18 protein-coding genes and 1 pseudogene are annotated in these 22694 nt (G+C 68.1%); 9 read left to right on the top strand and 10 right to left on the bottom strand.

Features of this window, described 5'->3' with window-relative positions:
- The first annotated feature begins 14 nt into the window (after positions 1 to 14).
- The 4 genes from MFF24_RS13740 (at position 15) to MFF24_RS13755 (ending at position 6177) form a co-directional block, all read left to right on the top strand.
- A complete protein-coding gene (locus MFF24_RS13740) occupies positions 15 to 1424 on the top strand; it encodes a hypothetical protein (RefSeq protein ID WP_238224953.1) in 1410 nt (469 codons plus the stop codon).
- Positions 1425 to 1523: 99 nt separating this feature from the next.
- Positions 1524 to 3836, top strand: a complete 2313-nt coding sequence (locus MFF24_RS13745; protein ID WP_238224954.1) for a Tex family protein — start codon at positions 1524 to 1526, stop codon at positions 3834 to 3836.
- 297 nt (positions 3837 to 4133) lie between these two features.
- Entirely contained in the window at positions 4134 to 4787 is a 654-nt protein-coding gene (locus MFF24_RS13750) for an ABC transporter ATP-binding protein (protein WP_238224955.1), read from the top strand.
- A gap of 145 nt (positions 4788 to 4932) precedes the next feature.
- A complete protein-coding gene (locus MFF24_RS13755; RefSeq protein WP_238224956.1) occupies positions 4933 to 6177 on the top strand; it encodes a KpsE/RkpR family capsule polysaccharide export protein in 1245 nt (414 codons plus the stop codon).
- Between the two features lie 92 nt (positions 6178 to 6269).
- Here MFF24_RS13755 and MFF24_RS13760 read toward each other — a convergent pair whose 3' ends face one another.
- Positions 6270 to 6974: a hypothetical protein gene (locus tag MFF24_RS13760; protein ID WP_238224958.1), complete on the bottom strand. Its 705-nt coding sequence runs from the start codon at positions 6972 to 6974 to the stop codon at positions 6270 to 6272.
- Between the two features lie 48 nt (positions 6975 to 7022).
- A complete protein-coding gene (locus tag MFF24_RS13765) occupies positions 7023 to 7331 on the bottom strand; it encodes a hypothetical protein (protein WP_238224960.1) in 309 nt (102 codons plus the stop codon).
- A gap of 179 nt (positions 7332 to 7510) precedes the next feature.
- On the opposite strand from MFF24_RS13765, the gene flhA reads away from it, so the two are divergent.
- Together flhA and MFF24_RS13775 are read left to right on the top strand one after the other, a co-directional pair.
- Entirely contained in the window at positions 7511 to 9655 is a 2145-nt protein-coding gene (flhA, locus tag MFF24_RS13770; protein WP_166058474.1) for a flagellar biosynthesis protein FlhA, read from the top strand.
- A gap of 181 nt (positions 9656 to 9836) precedes the next feature.
- Positions 9837 to 11474 carry a methyl-accepting chemotaxis protein gene (locus MFF24_RS13775; protein WP_238224961.1) on the top strand — a complete coding sequence of 546 codons (1638 nt, stop codon included), beginning with the start codon at positions 9837 to 9839 and terminating at the stop codon, positions 11472 to 11474.
- Positions 11475 to 11656: 182 nt separating this feature from the next.
- Here MFF24_RS13775 and MFF24_RS13780 read toward each other — a convergent pair whose 3' ends face one another.
- The 5 genes from MFF24_RS13780 to fliI all read right to left on the bottom strand — a co-directional run bounded on the left by MFF24_RS13780 (position 11657) and on the right by fliI (position 15916).
- Positions 11657 to 11797: a hypothetical protein gene (locus tag MFF24_RS13780; protein ID WP_162940440.1), complete on the bottom strand. Its 141-nt coding sequence runs from the start codon at positions 11795 to 11797 to the stop codon at positions 11657 to 11659.
- A gap of 223 nt (positions 11798 to 12020) precedes the next feature.
- Positions 12021 to 13073 (bottom strand): lysylphosphatidylglycerol synthase domain-containing protein, encoded by a 1053-nt coding sequence (locus MFF24_RS13785; RefSeq protein ID WP_238224962.1) that lies wholly within the window; start codon positions 13071 to 13073, stop codon positions 12021 to 12023.
- 237 nt (positions 13074 to 13310) lie between these two features.
- Positions 13311 to 13847, bottom strand: a complete 537-nt coding sequence (locus MFF24_RS13790; protein ID WP_238224963.1) for a hypothetical protein — start codon at positions 13845 to 13847, stop codon at positions 13311 to 13313.
- 216 nt (positions 13848 to 14063) lie between these two features.
- The gene (fliJ, locus tag MFF24_RS13795) at positions 14064 to 14468 is read right to left on the bottom strand and encodes a flagellar export protein FliJ (protein ID WP_238224965.1); all 405 of its coding nucleotides are present in this window, start codon (positions 14466 to 14468) and stop codon (positions 14064 to 14066) included.
- A gap of 92 nt (positions 14469 to 14560) precedes the next feature.
- Positions 14561 to 15916 (bottom strand): flagellar protein export ATPase FliI, encoded by a 1356-nt coding sequence (fliI, locus tag MFF24_RS13800; protein WP_108938801.1) that lies wholly within the window; start codon positions 15914 to 15916, stop codon positions 14561 to 14563.
- 437 nt (positions 15917 to 16353) lie between these two features.
- Between fliI and ctrA the strand changes: the two genes are divergently transcribed.
- Positions 16354 to 17055, top strand: coding sequence for a response regulator transcription factor CtrA (gene ctrA, locus MFF24_RS13805; protein ID WP_108942776.1), 702 nt, complete (start codon positions 16354 to 16356; stop codon positions 17053 to 17055).
- A 52-nt stretch (positions 17056 to 17107) separates the two neighbouring features.
- On the opposite strand, the gene MFF24_RS13810 is transcribed toward ctrA, so the two are convergent.
- Genes MFF24_RS13810 through MFF24_RS13820 form a run of 3 tightly spaced genes read right to left on the bottom strand, consistent with a single transcriptional unit; the run spans position 17108 to position 18563 of the window.
- A complete protein-coding gene (locus MFF24_RS13810; protein ID WP_238224966.1) occupies positions 17108 to 17593 on the bottom strand; it encodes a hypothetical protein in 486 nt (161 codons plus the stop codon).
- A 58-nt stretch (positions 17594 to 17651) separates the two neighbouring features.
- Positions 17652 to 17903 (bottom strand): DUF3297 family protein, encoded by a 252-nt coding sequence (locus MFF24_RS13815; protein ID WP_238224968.1) that lies wholly within the window; start codon positions 17901 to 17903, stop codon positions 17652 to 17654.
- A 42-nt stretch (positions 17904 to 17945) separates the two neighbouring features.
- A complete protein-coding gene (locus MFF24_RS13820; RefSeq protein ID WP_238225177.1) occupies positions 17946 to 18563 on the bottom strand; it encodes a CatB-related O-acetyltransferase in 618 nt (205 codons plus the stop codon).
- A 75-nt stretch (positions 18564 to 18638) separates the two neighbouring features.
- On the opposite strand from MFF24_RS13820, the gene MFF24_RS13825 reads away from it, so the two are divergent.
- Positions 18639 to 20972 carry an NADP-dependent malic enzyme gene (locus MFF24_RS13825; RefSeq protein ID WP_238224970.1) on the top strand — a complete coding sequence of 778 codons (2334 nt, stop codon included), beginning with the start codon at positions 18639 to 18641 and terminating at the stop codon, positions 20970 to 20972.
- 214 nt (positions 20973 to 21186) lie between these two features.
- A pseudogene (locus MFF24_RS13830) lies at positions 21187 to 22626 on the top strand (acetamidase/formamidase family protein).
- Positions 22627 to 22694: the final 68 nt, after the last annotated feature.

The raw sequence follows: 22694 nt of genomic DNA on the forward strand, positions 1-22694 counted from the left end.
TCAGGCAACCGCAGGTGCGGACACGCAGCGCCGAGATCGACGCCCGCTCGTTGCGCGAGACGGCACCGGCACCGGGGGAACCCGATACCGGAGAGGCGGACCGGCGCCTGCCGTTCACCGCCTCGCCCAATCTGCGTCGGGCGACCGTGGAGCGGCATCTGCGCACCTTGCGCGCGACTAATCCGATCGCGGCGGCCGAGGCCGGCCGGGAACTGGCGAAGTACGATTACGACGCGATCTTCCGCAGCTTCCTTGACGGCACCGGCCTCGACCCGGCGGATGCCGGCGACGTGCTCACCGCCTTCGTCGTCCTGCAATGGATGGTCGCCAACGACGCGACCGTGGAGCCGAGCCCGGCGGCGCTTCAGGCGATCCGCCGCCGCTTCGTGATGCCGATGGCGGCCAAGCCGCCGCTGTCGCAGCCGGCGAGCCGGGCCGCTTTCGCAGAGCAGGTCAAGCTACGCTCGGTGCTGCACCATGCGGGCTGGAAGGCGGCGCGGCAGCTCGGCGTCATGCCCCGCTTCCTCGCCACCCTCTCGAACGAGTTCATCCCAGCCACGAAGCTGCAGGCGCTGGCGCTGACCGAGGACGGGCTGGTGCCCAAGCCGCGGCCGGCGGGGCCGGCGGGCGCCCGGCTTTCGCGCGAGCCGTCGGACCCACCTCCGCCGATGGCGTCGACGGACGTCGCCCCACCCGCTGATCCCCGGACGGCAACGCCGCCCTCTGCCGGAGCAATGGCCGACGCCGCGGCCCCGCCCCGCCACACCGCCAACTGGGACGCGGTCGAGGGCGTGTACTTCCTCTCCACCACGGGCGTCGGCGTCGGCGGCATGGTGACGATCGATTTCGAGCCGCTGATCTTCCTGCAGGACGGCACCTTTTTCGAGATCGGCGACACCGCACTCGAAGACATCGATCTCGCCGCCGAGCGGAACGCCAAGCCGCGGCGCTTCGGCCGCTGGACCCGCAAGGATCAGGGATTCTTGCTGACGGATTGGCGGGGTAACGCGAACGACTACAAGCTCGGCGACGGCAGCTTCTTCCGCGCCTTCCCGGCTGTGGCCGATGAGCGCGTGGCGCGCTCCTACCGGCGCCTGTCGGGCGGCGGCAACAGCGCGATGGGCGGCGACGTCACGGTCGCGGTCGAGAGCCGCTACGACTTCAAGGCCGACGGCCGCTACGGGCGAGGCGGTTCGGTCGGAGCGATCAATTCCGGGGCAAGCACCGGCGTCGGATCGTCGATCGGCCGGCGCCGCGCGCCCGAGGGCGGACAGTACCGCCTCGACCGCCACACGCTGACCCTGACGGGCGCCGATGGGCGCAGCCGGCGCCTGTTCTTCGCCTACAGCGCGCAGAAGGACCCGGCCGAGATCGACCGCGACATGATCTTCGTCGGCGACAGCGTGTTCTCCTCGGACGACTGAGCAACTCTCCAAAGCGCGGGCACCGCTTGCGCCACCTCGCCCGATCGGAGAAGGACGGCCGCTCCGACCTTCCCGCCACCGCGACCGAGGCCCGATCCCGTGAAGAGCGTGAACCTGCTGATCGCCGAGGAACTCGGCGCGCGCGAGGGACAGGTGGCCGCGGCCGTGGACCTGCTCGACGGCGGCTACACCGTCCCGTTCATCGCCCGCTACCGCAAGGAGGCGACCGGCTCGCTCGACGACGCGCAGCTTCGCACCCTTGAGGAGCGGCTGGGCTACCTGCGCGAATTGCGCGACCGGCGCGCCAGCATCACCGAGAGCATCCGCGCCCAGGGCAAGCTGACGGCAGACCTCGCCGCCGCCCTTGCGAGCGCCGACACCAAGGCGCGGCTGGAGGACATCTACCTGCCGTTCCGCCCCAAACGCCGCAGCAAGGCGCAGACCGCGCGCGAAGCGGGCCTCACGCCATTGGCCGAGACGCTGCTCGCCCGGCCGGAGACGGTGCCGGAACGGGCAGCGGCCGGCTTCGTGGATGCGGGCAGGGGCATCGAGACGGCCGAGGCGGCCCTGGAGGGCGCCCGGGCTATCCTGATCGAGCGGTTCGCCGAGGATGCCGACCTGATCGGCCGCCTGCGCGAGGACTTTTGGCGCGGCGGCGAAGCGGTGTCGAAGGTGCGCAAGGGCAAGGAGGCCTCGGGGCAAAAATTCTCCGATTATTTCGACTGGCGCGAGCGTCTGGAGCGCATGCCCTCGCACCGGGTGCTGGCACTGTTCCGAGGCGAGAAGGAGGAGGTGCTCGACCTCGCGCTGGCCGTCGAGGGCGAGGAATCCGCCCCCGGCCAACCGGGGCCGTTCGAACTCGCGGTTTGCCGCCGGTTCGGCGTCGCCGCGCGCGGCCGGCCGGCGGATGCGTGGCTGCTCGACACCGTGCGCATCGCGTGGCGCACCAAGATCCGCACCGGCATCAAGGCGGACCTGCGGGCGCGCCTGTTCGAGCGGGCGGAGGAGGCCGCGGTGAAGGTGTTCGCCGGCAACCTCAAGGATCTGCTGCTCGCCGCGCCCGCCGGCGGGCGCGCGACGCTCGGGCTCGATCCCGGCTACCGCAACGGCGTGAAGGCGGCGGTGGTGGATCGCACCGGCAAGGTGGTGGCGGTCGAGACCACCTATCCGCACGAGCCGCAACGGCGCTGGAAGGAGGCAGTGGCCTCGCTCTCCCGGCTCTGCCGCGGGCACGGCGTCGAGTTGATCGCCATCGGCAACGGCACCGCCTCGCGCGAGACCGACCGGCTCGCCGCCGAGATCCTCGCCGCCAGCCCCGATCTGAAGATGGCCAAAGTCACGGTGTCGGAGGCCGGCGCCTCGGTCTACTCCGCCTCGGCCATCGCCACCCGCGAATTGCCGGATCTCGACGTGTCGCATCGCGGCGCCGTCTCCATCGCCCGGCGCCTGCAGGACCCGCTGGCGGAACTGGTGAAGATCGACCCGAAATCCATCGGCGTCGGCCAGTACCAGCACGACATCACCGAGCAGAAGCTGTCGCACTCCCTCGAAGCGGTGGTCGAGGATGCGGTGAACGCCGTCGGCGTCGATGTGAACACGGCCTCGGGTCCGCTGCTCGCACAGGTCTCGGGTCTCGGCGCATCGGTGGCCGACAAGATCGTCGCCCACCGCGACGCCAACGGTCCGTTCCGCACCCGAGCCGGCCTGAAGAAGGTGCCGGGTCTGGGCGCGAAGACCTTCGAGCTAGCGGCGGGCTTCCTGCGCATCCCCGACGGCGAGGATCCGCTCGACCGCTCCGGCGTGCACCCGGAGGCCTATCCGGTGGTGCGCCGCATTCTGGAGGCGACGAAGAGCGACATCCGGGTCCTGATCGGCAATACGGCGGCCCTGCGCCAGCTCTCGCCCGCCGCCTTCGCCGACGCGCGCTTCGGCGTGCCGACCGTGCAGGACATCATCGCCGAGCTGGAGAAGCCGGGCCGCGATCCCCGCCCGGCCTTCAGGACGGCGAGCTTCCAGGAGGGCGTCGAGACCATCGGCGACCTCAGGCCCGGCATGCAATTGGAGGGCGTCGTCACCAACGTCGCGGCCTTCGGCGCCTTCATCGACATCGGCGTGCATCAGGACGGACTCGTCCACATCTCGGCGATGGCCCCCAAGCGGATCGCCTCGCCTTCCGAGGTGGTGAAGACCGGTGACGTGGTGCGCGTGCTGGTGCTCGCCGTCGATGTCCCGCGCAAGCGCATCTCGCTCTCGATGCGGCTGGACGATCCCATCGAGCCGGCGTCGGCTCCGCGCGGCGCCCCCCGATCCAAGGCGCAGCCACAGCGCCCCGCCCCCGCTGCTCCGCCGCAGGACGGCGCCCTCGCCGAGGCCCTGCGGCGGGCCGGCATGTCGCCGCCCAAGCGCTCCTGATCGACGAGCGGAGGACAGGCCTGCCTGCGAGAAAAGACGTCGCATCGCGGGAGCGCTCCGGGACCATCGTCGGCTCACGAGGGAAGCGCCGCGATGCATGGTCCGACTTCGCACCGATCCGGAGGGGCCGCCGTCCCCAGATTCGCCGCTTTTCCAGGCTTCCTGCCGGGCCATGGCGTGGAAGCCGCCTTCCCGCAACGGCGTACCGCATCTTGCCGGTCGTGCGGACGGCGATCGGCGCGTATATCCCCAGCAGCGGGCCGGCCCGCATCGTCGGCCGGCGGAGCTTATCGAACCGTGATCCGCTTCGAGAACGTCACCAAGGTCTATTCCACCTACGGGCGACGGCGCACCATCCTCGACCGGGTAAACTTCACCCTGAAGCCCGGCATCAGCTACGGCATCATGGGGATCAACGGGGCCGGCAAATCGACCACGATGAAGCTCATCTCCGGCGTCGAGGAGCCGACCCGAGGCCGCATTTCCCGGGGCCTGCGCGTCTCGTGGCCGCTCGGCTTCGCCGGCGGCTTCAACCCGAGGATGACCGGCCGGGACAACGTCATCTTCGTCGCCCGCATCTACGGGGAAGATCCGCGCCGCGTGCTCGAATTCGTCGAGGATTTCTCCGAACTCGGCAGCTATCTGAACATGCCGGTCAACACCTATTCCTCCGGCATGGGCTCCCGCCTCGCCTTCGGGATGAGCATGGCGATTCCCTTCGACACCTACCTCATCGACGAGATACTGTCGGTGGGCGATGCGCGTTTCCAGAAGCGCTGCGCCGACGTGTTCAACAAGCGGCGCGAGACCGCCGACGTGATCCTGATCTCCCACAGCATGGAGCAGATCCGCGAGTATTGCAGCCAAGCCCTGATCCTGATCAACGGGCAGGCCGTGGTCTACGACGACGTCGACGAGGCGATCACGGCCTATCGCCGCCTGAACAGTTGAGGAACCGCTTGGGCGGGCGCCAGCCGACCTCGACGGCTCGGACACGCTTTCGCCGCGAGGGCAGGCCAGAGACCGATGCGTGCGAACTGCCGCGGCGCCCTGCCGCCGCGCGACGGATCGCTTGGGGCGTGCGAGCACCGACACCATGAGCACCGAGATCACCAATCCGGGCGGCGCCCCGCTCACCACCGCCGATCGCTCGACCGCCGTTGCGGAATCGCTCAAGCGATTCGCCCGCATCGCGCGGCAATCGGACCACAAGAAGGGCATCCGCGCCTACCAGACGCATATCCGGCGCGATCCCTGGATCCCCACCCTCTTCCTGGCCCTGTTCCTGCTGCCGACGCTCATCACCGCCGGCTACTTCTACCTCATCGCCTCGGACCGCTTCATTACCGAGGCGCGCTTCGCCCTGCGGCCGGCGCTCGGCAACGTCGACAAGGTGCAGAACGACGAGACCGGCAACAACAGCTCGATGTCCAAGCAGATGGTCGCTCAGGACACGCTGATCACGACGAGCTACATCGCCAGTCGGCAGATGGTCGAGGCCATGGAGCGGCAGATGCCGCTGCGGGAAATGTTCTCGCGCGACGGCATCGACTACTTCTCGCGCTTCGATGCCGACGAGCCGATCGAGAAGTTCATGCGCTACTGGCATAAGCGCGTGTCCACCAAGGTCGAATCCAATGGTGGCATCATCACCCTGTATGTCGCCGCCTTCGATCCGGAGGAATCCTACCGGCTCGCCCGCGCCCTGATGGACGAGAGCGAGCGCACGGTGAACGAACTCAGCGTCAGGGCCCGCAATGCCGCCCTGACCGAGAGCATCCGCGAACTCAAGAATGCCGAGGCGCGCTTGCACGCCGTGCAGCGCGCCATGCGCGATCTGCGCAACCGCGCCGGCGTGCTCGATGCGCAGGCGGTCAGCAAAAACAATCTCACGGTCATCGCGGAGCTGCGCAAGAAGCGCATCGAACTCTCGATCCAGCTCAACCAGAGCCTGCGCGACCTCGCGCCCGAACGGCGCCAGATCCAGGACCTGAAGGCGCAGATTCAGGACCTCGACGACAACATCGAGAAGATCGAACGGCAGATGACCAGCACCGATCCGGAGCAGCGGCGCCTGCTGTCGGAGGCGATGACGGAGTTCGAGGGGCTGGAGAACGAGCGCAAGAACGCGCTACTCTATTACAACAAGGTGCTCGCCGCGAGCGAGCAGGCGCGCATTATTGCCAACCGCCAGATCGAGTTCTTCACGCCCGTGGTGAACCCGGTGGTCCCCGTCTCGGCGATCGAGCCGCGCCGGCACCTCATCACCAGCATCGTCGCGCTGGTGGCGATGGCGGTGTTCGGCCTCAGCGTTTTGATCCGGAAATATCTCTACAGCTGATCGCCCCGCTTCAGAGTGCTTCACAAAACGCCCGCTCACTGACCGTTCTCGCTCTGGCGAGGGCAGCGTAGCGGGAGTTTTGAGAGAGACACTCAGGCGATCTCGCTCGGCGGACGCCGGGTCGGGTGCGGCGCCGTGGGATCGGCCGGCGTGGCCCGCTCCGGCATCAGGGCCGGCTCTGGCTCCGGTGCGGGCGTTCCGGTTGCGGGAGGCGCCCCCGCGGTGCCGCCGGTCCATCCTTGCGCCCGCCAGCCCTCGGCGCGCTCATCGAGATCGATGGCCCCGCCGCGCTGCATCAGCGCGATGACACGGTCGGCAACATCGCCGTCCGCCCGCACGGTGACCAGAGTCCCGCCGCGTCGGATCCCTTCGGCGTAGGTCTCGGCATCGGCCCCGCTTAGGCCCGCGCCCGTGAGGGCACCGATCAGGCCGCCTGCGGCCGCTCCGACACCGGCTCCCGACAGAGCCGCGACGAGCCATCCCGCCGCGATCACCGGACCCGCGCCGGGAATTGCGAGGAGGCCGAGACTTGCGAGCAGCCCCGCGCCGCCCCCGAGCACGGTGCCGACGGTCGCCCCCGCGCCCGCGCCTTCCGCCGCCGAACTCTCGTGCCCGCCGGGTACGGCCGTCGGCTCACCGGTCGACGGGGTCGGCACCGCGCCCGCCGTCCGATCGGCAGCGTTCAGGGACACGATGCCGATATCCGTCTGCGGCACGCCCGCCGCCTCGATGCGGTCGATGACGCGGGCGGCGTCTTCCTGGCTATCGAACAGGGCGGTGACGGCGCGTGCGGCCATGATCGTTCCTCTCGTTTGTCTCTAGCGTCGGCTGTCGCAACCGGCGCTTCACTCGGCGGCGACTTCGCCGCGGTAATCCATGCCGACGCTCAGCGTGCGGCCAGCATGCTGGGCCCGCCCGCGCCAGATGCCCTGCCCGTCGAGATGCAGGTCGGCGACTTCGGGAAATCCCATCTCGGCGAGTCGAGCCCGCACCTGCGCGGCGGTGAAGCTGTTGGCACCGGGCTCGAGCCGCTTACCCACTGCTCCGTGCGCCCGTTCCGCCGGAGCGACCGCCGGTGAAACGGGCTCCGATGCGGCCAGGGCCGAGCCCGGCACTGCGAGGGCGAGGAAGAGAAGCGGAAGGACGCGCATCATCAGGGCTCGTCGGCGAGGTCCGGAGCCGAGCGCCGGACCGGTTGCCTGACCAAACCCCGTCCCCCGTCGAGGTTCCGCGCGCTCCGGCGTTAACGCCTCGCTAACCCTGAACCCGGCAAATCCTGCCGGGTGCGGTGGCGCGGGTGGGCCGCGCGATTCGTCTTCGGGGATTCGGCGCGATGAGCGAAGCGGCCAAGGCCGTTCCAGCGGGAGCAGGCGGGCTCGGCGGCTTCGCGGCCCTGCGCATGCCGGACCGGTCGAGCCTGCAGGCTCTCTCGAAGCGCTCGGACCTGTTCTTCGCCACCGCGGTGATGGGCATCCTCGTGGTGCTGATCTTCCCGCTGCCGGCGTTCCTGCTCGACCTTCTGCTCGCCGTCTCGATCATCCTCTCCGTGCTGATCATGATGACGGGGCTGTTCATCGACAACCCGCTCGAATTCACGGTCTTCCCGACGCTGCTCCTGGTCGCGACGTTGCTGCGGCTGGCACTCAACCTCGCCTCGACCCGGCTGATCCTCGGCCACGGCCACGAAGGCACGGCGGCGGCCGGCCACGTCATCGAGGCCTTCGGGCACTTCGTGATGGGCGGCAATTTCGTGATCGGGATCATCGTCTTCGCGATCCTGATCATCGTGAACTTCGTCGTCATCACCAAGGGCTCGGGCCGCATCGCCGAAGTGGCGGCCCGCTTCACCCTCGACGCCATGCCCGGCAAGCAGATGGCCATCGACGCCGACCTCTCGGCCGGGCTGATCGACGAGAAGGCCGCCAAGGCGCGGCGCTCGGCGCTGGAGGAGGAATCCTCATTCTTCGGCGCCATGGACGGTGCCTCGAAATTCGTACGCGGCGACGCGGTGGCCGCGCTCCTCATCACCTTCATCAACGTGGTCGGCGGCATCATCATCGGTGTCGCCCAGCAGGGGCTGGGTTTTGCCGAGGCCGCCAAGACCTACACCCTGCTCACCATCGGCGACGGGCTGGCTTCCCAGGTCCCGGCCCTGATCGTCTCGACGGCCGCCGGCATCCTCGTCTCGAAGGCCGGCGTGAAGGGCTCGGCCGACAAGGCGCTCGGCAAGCAGATGGCGAACTACCCGAAGGCGCTCGGCATGTCGGCGGGCGTCATGTTCCTGATCGCGCTCCTGCCCGGCATGCCGATGCTGCCCTTCCTCGCGCTCGGCGGTGCCTCCGGCTACGCCGCGTGGCGCATCGCCAAGACGCAACGCGAGAACCCGCCCGCGCCGGCCGAGGGCACGCCCGGCGCCGCTGCCGCCGCCGGCGCGGCGCCTGCGGAGGAGACCGTCACCGACCTGCTCAAGCTCGACGACCTCAAGCTGGAGATGGGCTACGCGTTGCTGGCCCTCGTCAACGGCGAGGGCCAGGACCGGCTCACCGACCAGATCAAGGCCCTGCGCCGGCAGCTCGCCTCGGAGCTCGGCATCGTGATGCCCTCTGTGCGCATCCTCGACAACGTGAGCCTCGAAGCCAACACCTACGTGGTGCGGGTGAAGGAAATCGAGGCCGGCACCGGCCAGGTCTTCCCCGGCCAGTTCATGGCGATGGACCCGATGGGCGGGCAGGTGCAGCTTCCCGGCCAGCACCTCTTGGAGCCGACCTTCGGCCTGCCGGCGACCTGGGTCGATGCCGGCCTGCGGGATCAAGCGCAGCTCAAGGGCTACACCGTGGTCGACGCGGCCACCGTGATCTCGACCCACCTGACCGAACTGATCAAGGCCCACGTCTCGGAACTGCTCAACCACGTCGAGGTGCAGAAGCTCCTGCGCGAGCTGTCCAAGGAGCACACGGAACTCCTCAAGGAAGTGGTGCCCGCGCAGATCGCCACCACCGGCATCCAGCGGGTGCTGCAATTGCTGCTGGCCGAGCGGGTCTCGGTGCGCGACCTCGGCTCCATCGTCGAGGGCATCGCCGAGGTCGCCGGCCACCTGAAGAATCCGCGCGACATCGTCGAGCATGTCCGCGCCCGCCTCGGCCGGCAGATCTGCGCACAGTACCAGGGTCCGGACGGGACACTGCCGATCATCACACTGTCGCCGGCCTGGGAGCAGGCCTTCCTCGAATCGATCGTCGGCGAGCGCGAGGAGCGCTACCTCGCGATGCAGCCCTCGAAGCTCACCGAGTTCGTCAACACGGTGCGCGACCGCTTCGAGCAGGCGGCGCGGATGGGCGAGATGCCGGTGCTCGTCACCTCTGTCCAGGCCCGGCCGTTCGTCCGCTCGATCATCGAGCGCTTCCGCCGAGAGACCCCGGTGATGAGTCAGGCGGAGATCCATTCCCGCGCCCGCCTGCGCACGGTCGGCTCGGTCTGAGGATGCGAGGGCCGGTCAAAGTGGCCCTTCACGTCTCAACGAGGAATGCCGATTGCAAGAATTGTTAAGACCGCCACGCTAGCAACCCAACATTGTCCCACCTCAGACATGACAAACCTGAGGCGTTCGGGTGGAGTCGTGATGGTCCGGTTCGATATTTCGAGGAAAACGTTACGCGCTGGTGGCGCTTGCGGCTCTCAGCCTGGCCGCGATCAGTGCCGTCGCCCTGACCTACCAGTACGACGCGATGTACGCCCAGCGCGTGAACCGCCTCAACCTGATGACGGAGTCGGTCGTCAATCTGATCGAGCACCATCGCCAACGCGTCGAGAAGGGCGAGACGACGGAGGCCGAGGCGCGGAAGGCGGCCTATGCCGCGATCACGGCGATGCGCCACGGCACGGACGGCTACTTCTTCGTCTACGACCGCAACGTCATCGTGACCGCCCACGTCACGCCGAAATTCATCGGTCAGAGCTTCGCCGATCTCAAGGACACGACCGGGTTCGCCTTCATCGCCGATGTTCTGCCACGCGCGGTGCGCGATGGGGTCGCCTCGGTCGTCTACACATGGAAGCGGACGCCGGAGGCGGAGGCGACATCGAAGCTCGGCCTGTTCCGGTTCTACGCGCCGTGGGGCCTCTATATCGGGACCGGCGTCCACATCGACGACCTGACGGCGACATTGTGGGAGCAGATCGGGCGCCTCGGCGTCATCGCGCTCGGCATCCTGCTCGTTCTCGGCGCGGCGTCCTGGGCGATCATCCGCTCGATCGTACGCCCGATGAACGCCCTGCGCACGACGATGGGCCGGCTCGCCGAGGGACGCACCGACATCGCCTTGCCCGAGGCGAAGCGGACCGACGAGGTGGGCGCCATGGCTCGCGCCGTGGCGGTCTTCCGCGACAACGCCGTCGAGCGTGAGCGGCTGCAGGGGGCGCAGGATGCCGATCAGGCGCTCAAGATGCAGCGTGCCGAACGGCTCAACGGTCTGATCCAAGACTTCGAGGGCATGATCACCGGTATCGTCGCCCGCATCGGCGGAGCCGCCTCGCAACTGCAATCGACCGCACAGGGCCTGGCTGGGACAGCCAGTCAGACGGCCGGCCAATCGACCGCCGTGGCAGCGGCCGCCGAGGAGGCGACGGTGAACGTTAACACCGTGGCCGCCGCCGCCGAGGAACTCGGCACCTCCGTTCAGGAGATCGGCCGCCAGATGGACGGCTCAGCCGCCTTGTCCCGCACCGCCGTGGAGGAGGCCGGACAGACCGGGCAGCTCGTCCAGGACCTGAGCGAGGCCGCCGCCCGCATCGGCGACGTCGTGGCGATGATCTCGGACATCGCCGGCCAGACCAACCTGCTGGCGCTCAATGCGACGATCGAGGCCGCACGCGCGGGCGAGGCGGGGCGCGGCTTCGCCGTGGTGGCGGCCGAGGTGAAGGAACTCGCCTCCCAGACCGCGCGGGCGACCACCGACATCTCGGACCAGATCGCCCGCATCCAGCGCTCGACCGACACGGCCGTCGGCGCGATCGGCGACATCGCGACCCGCATCCGCGAGATCAACAACGTTTCGACCTCGATCGCGGCGGCGGTCGAAGAGCAGAGCGCGGCGACGCAGGAGATCGTGCGCAACGTGGCTCAAGCCGCGACGGGGACCAGCGAGGTCACCCACAACATCTCCGGCGTGGCCCAAGCGTCGGAAGAGACCGGGAGGGCCGCGGCGCAGGTTCTCGGGGCGGCCTCCGACCTGTCGGCGCAATCCGACCACCTGCGGGCCGAGGTCCGACGCTTCCTGACGACGGTGCGGGCCGCCTGACGCGCCACCCGGACCACCACGGGCGATCCTGCAGGTACGTAAAAGCCGAGCCCGACCGGGATAAGGTCGGGCTCGGCTTTCTATGCTTCGTGAACTCCGCCCGCCGGATTGAGTCTCACCCGTCGAACCGAGATGGCTTTCCCACGGAGGGGCAAGGGGCCGCTCGCCCCGAAGGCGGCCGGTCAGGCGTGACCCTCGATGGCGCGCAGGACGGCAACCATCTGGTCGGCTTGCGAACGCGTGAGCCCGCTGCTGACGATCGTGCCGTCGCGGCAGATCGAGCAGGTACCGTCCTCGGCAACCCGTATCTTGATCGAGGCCATGATATCCATCCGGGGGCCAGAACGCCCCCAACCCGGCGAAGCTTAACCGTTCCTGAAAGAGCGGCAAGCCCGCCTGTCCCACTCATCCACTGAGGCGGCGTGACGTAAGGATTCGCCCTTCGCGCGTCACTGCGACAAAGTGCGCATGGAACTCAGACCCCCGAAACACGAACGGCGGCCGCTCCAAGAGCGACCGCCGTCCGGATGCTGCGAGAAGGGTGGATCAGACCGCCTTCTTCTCCAGCCGCTCCTCGATCACGTGGTTGTCGAGGCCCGGCGCGACCAGCGGCGGCTCCGGCGGCGTCTTGGCCTCTTTGCCGAGCGCGTTCGACAGGCGTGAGCGCTCGAACAGAAGCACCACGACGATCGCCACGGCGAACGGAATGAGCAGGTAGAACAGGCGGAAGATCAGCACCGCGGCCAGCACCGGGGCCTTCTCGGCATCGGTCTGGAGCTGCATGGCGGTGAAGAACACGAGTTCGAACACGCCGAGACCGCCCGGCGCGTGCGAGGCCAGCGCGACCGAGAACGACGCGAGGAAGATGCCGAGCACCGCGATGAAGCCGGGGTTCAGGGCGTCCGGCAGGGCGAAGTAGATGATGCCGGCCGCACCGATCAGCTCAAGCGGCGCCGCGATGAGCTGGCGCGCCATGATGCCGGGCCGGGGATACTCGACCTTGAAGTTGCGGATCGTCAGCGGGCGGAAGCGCAGCACCGAGCCGATGACGTAGAGTGCGACGAAGGCGAGCAGACCGAAGCCGACGAGCCGGGAGGTCGCGGGGTTGGTGAGCGCGGCGGGCAGGAGGTTGTCGAGCCGGGACAGTAGGCCCGGATCATAGACCAGCACGAAGCCGCCGAGCAGGATTGTGCCGAGACCGAAGGTAAAGGAGCAGAGCGCCACCAGCACGGCGACCTGCGCCGCCGAAAGCCCCTTGGAGGTGTAGGCCCGGTAGCGGACCAGGGCGCCGGAGAAGACCGAGGCACCGATATTGTGGGACAGCGCGTAGGTCGTGAACGAGCACACCGAAACGAACATCCACGAGATGTGGCGCACGCCCAGATGCAGCAGCGCGATCCGGTCGTACCAAGCGAGCGCGGCGTAGGCGACGAGCGTGGAGAGGGCCGCAAGCAGGAAGTGATGGAGCGGGATGGCAGCGAAGGCCGCCTCAATGCTCGCCCAGGAGAGGGTCTTCAACTCACCCCAGAGCAGGTAGCAGGACACAGCCACCGCGGCGAGGCCGACCAGGCCCCAGACGATTTCACTGACTTTTTTCATGGATGCCGGCCGCCTCTCTCGGGAGCGGTCTCTCCTGCGCTACGACCGCGCGCACCGCAAGCGGAACCAGAGCCACCGTCTCGATGGGGCCCGGTCTTGCCGGCCGATCGTGACGGTTTCATGCCGAAGAATGCGAGCGGAGGCGGATTCCGTGAGGCCAGCAGGGGCGAGGCTCACGCCTCTCGTTCTCGCATCGCCTTCTTCCGATAGCCGACGACCAGCTTTCGGGACGATACGCTAGCGCGGCCGTGTGACCTGATCGATGTAGGCAGCGTTGGATCGGCTCGGCTCCGGAACACTCGTCCGGTCCCGACCGCTGCCGGACCGGCCTTTGATCGAGCCGGGAATGGGGCCTGCCGCATCGAGAAGGTTCTCGTCGGTAATCAGGCCCGGCCGTAGAGCGCCGTTACGCGGCCCCGGCGCCAGGCGCTGGCCCTCGTAGAGATTGATGCAGTCGCGCAGGGCGATCGGATCGCGAATGAAGGTACAATCATTCACATTCGGAACGGGTGCCGCGCCGTTCGGAGTGATGAGGTTCTGCGCAACCACGACACGCGAACCGGGCGATGCACCGAAGACATCGACCCGATAACCCATCCCATCTGGCGTGATTACGTTCCGGGTGGCTGCCGTCGATGTCACGTCACCCGCAGCGGTCACGATCGCCTGAGAGCCGCTGCCATCCAAAGCGATGACGTTCTGCGCCAACGCGGCCGCAGGCGCGAGGCCAGCGACAAGTGCCGCAAGCAGGATCTTGGTTCCGGACTGCAGCATCTCGCACCTATGGAGAAGCGGAGCACACGAGATCGCGGCCCAAAGCTAGCTACATAGGTTAGAACTTTACTTCCGCTTCCCGGTTCCCCGTGCGCCGACACCGAGAGCAGCCGGCCGGCATGCCGACTCGCTCCGGGGGTTCGTGGGGGTGCGACCGGGTCCCGCGGCGGCGACCTTATGAGCCGCCGACGCCGTCACCGTACCGGCCGGCGACGATCAGGCCCGCGCCCGAAGCCCGATCGCGTCCATCTCCGCCTGCTCGCGGGCGGCCTCGGCCGCGCGCTCGGCGGAGCGCTCGCGATCCTCCAGGATCTCGACCTTCTTCAGTTCTTCGAACACCTCGCCCAGCTCGGCCTTGGCCTCGGCGAGCTGACCCTCCAGGGCGGCGGCCGACTGGCGCATGTTGTCCCGGCGGCCGGTCGCGGCGCGGGCATAGGTCGGGTAGGCGAAATGGGCCGGGTCGGAGATGCCGGCGCGGGCCTCCTCCTGGGCGACCTCACGGTCGAGCTCGGCCGCCATACGGTTGAAGTCGGCCATCATCATCTCGATCTGGGCGACCCGGCGGCGCTTCTCGTCCACCTGGAACCGACGCAGCCGGATCAGCGTGTCACGCGATTTCATGTCGGGCCATCCACTCCACGCTACGCTGGAAAGCGGCCCGATCGGCGACATGGTCCTTCCGGACCGTGACCCGACGCGCTTTCGAAGCCGCCTCACCCGCCGCCGACGATGGCGGCCAACCGAGCGTAACCCTCGCCGATGGAGGTTGCTTCTTCCTTACCCTGCCCCAGAAAAGCCGTCAGATCCGGCATGAGGGCCACCGCCTCGTCCACCTCCGGCGACGAGCCGGCGCGATAAGCGCCAAGCCGGATCAGTTCCTCCATGTCGGCATAGGTCGCGAGCACCTTTCGCGCCCGGCGGACGGTGGGAAGATGCGCGGGGTCGCAGGCCCGCGGCATGGTGCGCGAGACCGAGCGCAGCACGTTGATCGCCGGATAGCGCCCCTGCTCGGCAATGCGCCGCTCCATGACGATGTGGCCGTCGAGGATGCCGCGCACCGCATCCGCCACCGGCTCGTTGTGGTCGTCGCCCTCGACGAGCACGGTGAACAGGCCAGAGATCGCCCCCTCCCCCACCCCCGGTCCCGCCCGTTCGAGCAGGCGCGGCAGTTCGGAAAAGACAGTGGGCGTGTAGCCCTTGGCGGTGGGCGGCTCGCCGCCGGCCAAGCCGATGTCGCGTTGGGCCATGGCGAACCGCGTGATCGAGTCGATCATGCACAGGACCTGCGCGCCCTGGTCGCGGAAATATTCGGCGATGGCGAGCGTCACGTAGGCGGCGTTGCGGCGCATCAGCACCGGCTCGTCGGAGGTCGCCACCACCACGACGGAACGCGCGAGACCCGCCGCACCGAGATCGTCCTGCAGGAATTCCTGCACCTCGCGTCCGCGCTCGCCCACGAGGCCGATCACCGCCACGTCGGCGGCGGTGTAGCGCGCGAGCATCGACAACAGCACCGACTTACCGACACCGGAGCCGGCGAAGATGCCCATGCGCTGCCCGCGGCACATGGTGAGAAAGGTGTTGATGCAGCGCACCCCGAGATCGAGCGGCGGGCCGACCCGTCTGCGTCCATGCGCGGGCGGCGGATCGGCCCGAAGGGAATAAATCGCGGGCCCCTGCGCCAGCGGTCCCAGTCCGTCGATGGGCCGCCCGAGGGCATCGACCGTGCGGCCGAGCCACGCGTTCGAGGGGCGGATCGCGCCCGCTGCCTCATCGCGCACCAGGGCCGGACAGCCGCGGCGCACGCCTTCCAGGGAGCCGAAGGGCATGGCGAGCGCGCGGTCGCCGGCAAAGCCGATCACTTCGCACGGCACGGTTGCCGCCGAGGCCCCGCCGCTCTCCACCACCACGTCGATGCGGCCGCCGAGCCGCATGGCGGAGACCGGCCCGGCCACCTCGACCAGAAGGCCGCGGATCGCCGTCACCCGGCCGAAGGTTTCCAGGGTCTCGACGGTCGAGAGCGCGGCGAGCGCCGCCGCCAGCCCCCCGGAGCCGCGCTCCTGCGTCATTTGCTCCGACCCCGTTAACCGCTGACCGCCATCGATCCGGCCGATGTCTTAACACCGCCGGGTCGCTCGCCAAGGATCGCCGCCATCGTTCCAGTGGCCGGATCGCCGATCGCGGAAAATGGAAAGGCGACGAAACGCCTCCGTCTCCTTTCGGCAACAGGATTGCCAACCCTAGAGAAAAGAAGGGGTTAGCCGGCAGGGCTCATCCGCTCCGTCGGGAAAGCCGGTGGGGATGGAGAACAGATCGCAAACCCTGACGAGAATCGGTCTCGGACTCGAAAGAGACAGTGCTTGCAAGCGGGATTCGGCTTTTGTTAACGGTTAAGGAATAGCGTTTCGAAAGTGGGAATGAGGGAGCGTCCGCCGGGGCCGTCGGCGGACGACCGGCGGCGGCTTGTCTCAAGCGCCCCGAAACGGCCTGTCCGGTGGGGATCACGATGCGCGTACTTCTGATCGAGGACGACAGCGCCACGGCGCAGAGCATCGAGTTGATGCTCAAGTCCGAGAACTTTAACACCTACACGACCGACCTCGGTGAAGAGGGCGTCGATCTCGGCAAGCTCTACGATTACGACATCATCCTTCTGGATCTGAACCTGCCCGACATGTCGGGCTACGAGGTGCTGCGCTCGCTACGCGTCGCCAAGGTGAAGACCCCGATCCTGATCCTGTCGGGCATGGCCGGCATCGAGGACAAGGTGAAGGGTCTCGGCTTCGGCGCCGACGACTACCTCACCAAGCCGTTCCACAAGGACGAGCTGGTGGCCCGCATCCATGCGATCGTGCGCCGCTCGAAGGGTCATGCCCAGTCGGTCATCACCACCGGCGACCTGATCGTGAACCTCGACCAGAAGACCGTCGAGGTCTCCGGCTCGCGGGTCCACCTCACCGGCAAGGAGTACCAGATGCTGGAACTCCTCTCGCTCCGGAAGGGCACGACGCTCACCAAGGAGATGTTCCTGAACCATCTCTACGGCGGCATGGACGAGCCGGAACTGAAGATCATCGACGTGTTCATCTGCAAGCTGCGCAAGAAGCTCGCCAACGCGTCGGAGGGCAAGAACTACATTGAGACCGTGTGGGGCCGCGGCTACGTGCTGCGCGAGCCGATGGAAGGCGAGGACCGCATGGCGGTCTGATCCGCCCGACCTCGAACGCGCGCGAACCCCGCTCCGGCGGGGTTCTTTCGTTTCAAGGTCCGACGATCCGCGGAGCGAGCGCTTCGACGAGGATCCGGGCGTTGCGGGAGGCCGTGGCGGCGTCGCCGGCCAGGGAGCGGATCGTCAGGAGGTCGCCGTCGCGCAGGATGATCGCGGTCGCGCCCGACATCGCTCCCGTCGCGTAGAGGCTGATCCACCCGACCGCCGGAGCCACGGACAGGCCCGTGAGCCGGCATTCAGGATTGCGCTGCCGGCAGAGCGCCTCCAGGCGGGCGACCGGCGTCTGCCCCGAGCGTACGCGCTCCTCCGTGCCGTCGGCTTGGCGGCCGAGCAGCACATCGATCATCGGAGCCCCCTCGCACTCGGTGCAGAGGAGCGTCAGCCGGGCCGGCTCGGCGCGCGCCGCGTAACGGCCTCCCAGTGCCGCCTTCGCCTCGGCGGCGACCGACGTGAGATCGCGGACGGCAAAACCCTCGGCTATGACCGGGAACGGAAGCAGGCCGATCAGGACGGCCAAGCCGAATCGCTGCTTCCTGCAGCGTCCGTCACGTCCCGCCGGCATCGACACCGTCGAATCAGGCCTCGCCCGGCTCCTCGCGGAAGTACGGCTCGACCGGCCCCTTGAGCTTCACCGTCATCGGGTTTCCGGCCCGGTCGAGGGTCTTGCCGGCCGACAGCCGCACCCAGCCCTCGCTGACGCAGTATTCCTCGACATTGGTCTTCTCGATGCCCTTGAAGCGAATGCCGACGCCGCGGGCGAGGACCGCCTCGTCGTAATAGGGGCTGTTCGGGTTCACCGAGAGGCGGTCGGGGAGCGTATCGGACATGAGTCGTGACTTCCTGGCAATCGAGCCGGCCGGTTACGGCAATCAGGGCGGTCCCGCAACGGCGCGCTCGGCCCTGACCGCCGCGATCAGTTCTTCCACCTGGCCACTCTGCAGGAGCGGTATCCAGCGCATCACCGTCGCGTGCGAAAAATCCCACCACGCGATCTCGACCAGCGCGGCGCTCGTCGCCTCGTCGAAGCGGCGGCGTACGATCCGGGCCGGGTTGCCGGCGACGACGGCGTAAGGTGGAACGTCGCGCGTGACGACGGCGTGGGCAGCGACCACCGCTCCGTGCCCCACGGTAATCCCCGACAGGATCATGCAGCCCGAGCCGAGCCAGACGTCGTGGCCGATGGTCACGTCGCCGCGCGAGGCGTGGTAATCCTCCGGCGCCTGCGCCCCCGGCCACAGCCCGGACATCGCCGCGAACGGATAGGTCGAGACCCAATCCAGACGGTGATCGCCGCCGAGCAGGATCTCGACCCGATCCGCGATGGAACAATACCGGCCGATCGTCAGCCGCCGCCCGGATTCGGGGAAGCGCACCTTGGGCCTGCCGTAAGAGTATGCGCCGATTGTGAAATTCCAGCGCCGGGCCAGCTTTTCGAGGTGGAGCCGGGTCTCGTTGTGCGGGTTGCGCCCCCGCTTCAGCCGTTGCAACAGATGCCTCAACAGCGCCCCCTGGAAAACGAGGGTGCGGGCGCGCAAAAACGAGCGGAAGAGGACGGCATCGCCATGGCCGACAATATGTCCGAGGATCTGAAGTCCGGGGCGCTCGTCTACCATCGACTGCCGAAACCCGGAAAGCTCGAGATCCAGGCGACCAAGCCGCTCGGCAACCAGCGCGACCTCGCGCTGGCCTACTCCCCCGGCGTCGCCGCCGCCTGCATGGCGATCCACGACGACCCGCAGGAAGCCGCCACCCTCACCATTCGCCAGAACCTCGTCGCGGTACTCTCGAACGGGACCGCGGTGCTCGGCCTCGGCGATATCGGCCCGCTCGCCTCGAAGCCGGTGATGGAAGGCAAGGCAGTCCTGTTCAAGAAGTTCGCCGGGATCGACGTCTTCGACATTGAGGTCGATCAGAAGGACGTCGACAAGCTGGTCGACGTCGTCTGCTCCCTGGAGCCGACCTTCGGCGGCATCAACCTCGAAGACATCAAGGCGCCCGAGTGCTTCGAGGTCGAGGAGCGCTGCCGGGAGCGGATGAACATCCCCGTCTTCCACGACGACCAGCACGGCACGGCGATCATCGTTGCGGCGGCCGTCCTCAACGCACTCGAACTCGCCGGCAAGCAGCTTTCCAACGCCAAGATCGTGACTTCCGGCGCGGGCGCGGCGGCGCTCGCCTGCCTCAACCTGCTGGTCTCCCTCGGCGCGACCCGCGAGAACATCACCGTCACCGACATCAAGGGCGTGGTCTACAAGGGCCGCGCCGAGCTGATGGACCGCTGGAAGGACGTCTACGCCCAGGAGACGGAGGCGCGGACGCTGGCCGAGGTGATTCCCGGCGCCGACGTGTTCATCGGCCTCTCGGCGGGCGGCGTGCTGAAGCCCGAATATCTCGAGAAGATGGCCGAGAAGCCGCTCATCATGGCGCTCGCCAACCCCTACCCGGAGATCATGCCGGATCTCGCCGAGCAGGCGCGACCGGACGCGATGATCTGCACCGGGCGCTCGGACTTCCCCAATCAGGTCAATAACGTCCTCTGCTTCCCCTACATCTTCCGCGGTGCGCTGGATGTCGGCGCCCACAAGATCAACGAGGAGATGAAGAAGGCCGCGGTGAAGGCGATCGCGGCGCTCGCCCGCGAGACGCCCTCCGACGTGGTGGCGCGCGCCTATGGCGGCGAGGCCCGCCCGTTCGGGCCGCGCTCGCTGATCCCGAGCCCGTTCGATCCGCGCCTGATCCTGCGCATCGCGCCCGCCGTGGCCAAGGCGGCTATGGATTCGGGCGTCGCCGGGCGGCCGGTCGAGAACATCCAGGCCTACACCGAATCGCTCGACCGCTTCGTGCACCGCTCCGGCTTCATCATGAAGCCGCTCTTCTCCAAAGCGAAGGCCAACCCGAAGCGCGTCATCTACGCCGAGGGCGAGGACGAGCGGGTGCTGCGGGCCGCCCAGGCCGTCGTCGAAGACCAGGTGGCCCGGCCGATCCTGGTCGGGCGTCCGCGGGTGATCGAGACCCGCATCAAGCGCTTCGGCCTCGACCTCAGGCACGGCGAACATTTCGACCTGATCGATCCCGAGGACGATCCGCGCTACCGCGATTACGTCGCCACCTATCTCGAAGTGGCCGGGCGGCGCGGTATCACGCCGGATCTCGCCCGGACGCTGGTGCGCACCAACAACACGGTGATCGCCGCCCTCGCGGTCCGCCGCGGCGAGGCGGATGCGCTGATCTGCGGCCTGGAAGGCCGGTTCGAGACGCGCCTGCGGGTGATCCGCGACGTGATCGGCCTCTCGCCCGATTCGATCGATTTCGCCGGGATGAGCCTCATCGTCACGAAGAAGGGCGCCTACTTCCTGGCCGACACCCATGTCCGGCAGAATCCGAGCGCGGAGGAGATCGCCGACGTGGCCATCGCCTGCGCGAACCATGTCGGTCGCTTCGGCCTAACCCCGAAGATCGCGCTGCTGAGCCACTCCGATTTCGGTCAATCGGACTCGGAATCGGCGATGAAGATGCGTCGCGCGCTCGGACTGATCCGCAGCCGCGCGCCCGAGCTTCAGGCCGATGGCGAGATGCAGGCGGATTCGGCCCTGTCCGAACTCATCCGCGATCGGGTGCTGCCGAGCTCGAATTGGAAGGGTGCGGCCAACATCCTCGTCTTCCCGAACCTGGATGCCGCCAACATCGCCTTCCAGTTCGCCAAGGTGCTCGCCGACGCTCTTCCGGTCGGCCCCCTGCTGATCGGCCCGGCCAAGCCCGCGCACATCCTCACGCCCTCGGTCACGGCCCGCGGCATCGTCAACGTCACCGCGGCGGCGGTCGTGGAGGCGCAGGCCGGGGAATCGGAGGCGGCTGCCGCCGAGGCCGAGCCCGGCACCGGACCGCTCTCGGAATAGTTTGATACGGTCTTCGCTTGATTGGAGCGGGGAACGTATCAGCCAGCCCGCGCGCCGCTCGGGCGACGGCCAAATCCGCCGTCCCGAAGAGCCCAATCGGATTTGGCATGAGACGTCTTGAGGCCGAAGCTTGCCCTGATCAGGGGCAGGCGGCCTCAAGCTTGGCTGTGATTTTGCATTCAGTTCTCGGCGACGAACGCGCTTGGAGCTTGCAATGTGCCTTGGTGACGATCCGACCTGTGCCGCCTTCGCCGAGCATCGGCTGCGCTACCGGCGGGACATGGAGCCGGAGCGGCGGGCCTTCCTGAAGAGCAGCTTCGTCGCGACCGGAGGCGCAGCCGCCCTCGCCGCGGGCGGTCTTTCCCTGGTGAGCCCGGCCCTGGCGCAGAGCAGCGCCGGCCGGCTGAAGCAGACGGCGCATTACCACCTGCCGGCGCACGCCGAGACCGTGCACTGAGGCTATTTCTCGAAGAACCTCAAGCCGCAGGTCGAGATCGCATCGGGCGATTTCGTCACCATCGAGACGCTGACCCACCACGCCAACGACGACGCCGAGCGCATGGTGACGGGCGATCCCGGCGCCGAGAGCGTGTTCCTCTGGACGAAGGAGCGGAAGGGCGTCGCCCGCCGCGGCGCCGGTCCGGAGGATTCCAAGCTCGGCCCCGGCGGCGGGCTCGGCGTCCATATCTGCACCGGCCCTGTTGCGATTCGCGGGGCGGAGCCCGGCGACGTGCTCGAGGTGCGCATCCTCGACGTGGCGCCACGCCCCTCCGCCAACCCGAAATTCCGAGGCCGCACCTTCGGCAGCAACGCCGCGGCGTGGTGGGGCTACCACTACAACGACATGCTGGACGGCAAAAAGCGCGAGGTCGTCACGATCTACGAGGTCGATGCCTCGGGCGAGCGCGACTGGGCCAAGGCGGTCTACAGCTTCCCCTGGCCGGGCGTGACCGACCCGGACGGCCGCGAGCATCCGACCATCGACTATCCCGGCCTGCCGGTCGATCACACCAAGACCAAGCGCCGCTTCGACGTGCTCAAGGGCATCCGTGTGCCGATCCGCCCGCATTTCGGCACGATGGGCGTGGCACCGGCGGAAGCCGACATGGTGAACTCGATTCCGCCGAGCTACACCGGCGGCAACATCGACAACTGGCGCATCGGCAAGGGCGCGACGCTGTACTACCCCGTCGCCGTGCCCGGCGCGCTGTTCTCGGTGGGCGATCCCCATGCGAGCCAGGGCGATTCGGAGCTGTGCGGCACGGCCATCGAGTGCTCGCTCACCGGCACCTTCCAGTTCGTCCTGCACAAGAAGCGCGATCTCGCCGGCACCTCGCTGGAGGCGCTGGATTTCCCGATGATCGAGACGAGCGAGGATTGGGTACTCTCGGGCTTCAGCTACCCGAACTACCTGAAGGATCTCGGACCGGACGCGCAGAATGCGATCTTCCAGAAATCCTCCATCGACCTCGCCATGCGCGATGCCTTCCGCAAGATGCGCCAGTTCCTGATGCAGGCGAAGGGGCTGACCGAGGACGAGGCGATCTCGCTGATGTCGGTTGCGGTCGATTTCGGCATCACCCAGGTGGTCGATGGCAATTGGGGCGTCCACGCCATCGTCAAGAAGTCGATTTTTTCCGAGCGGGCGGTCTGAGGCTGAGACCGCCACACGAATCCCTTTGACCGTCGCATCGCTGGATTGCTTCGCTGACGCTCGCAATG

This window comes from Methylorubrum aminovorans (assembly GCF_022179725.1).
Classification (GTDB): domain Bacteria; phylum Pseudomonadota; class Alphaproteobacteria; order Rhizobiales; family Beijerinckiaceae; genus Methylobacterium; species Methylobacterium aminovorans.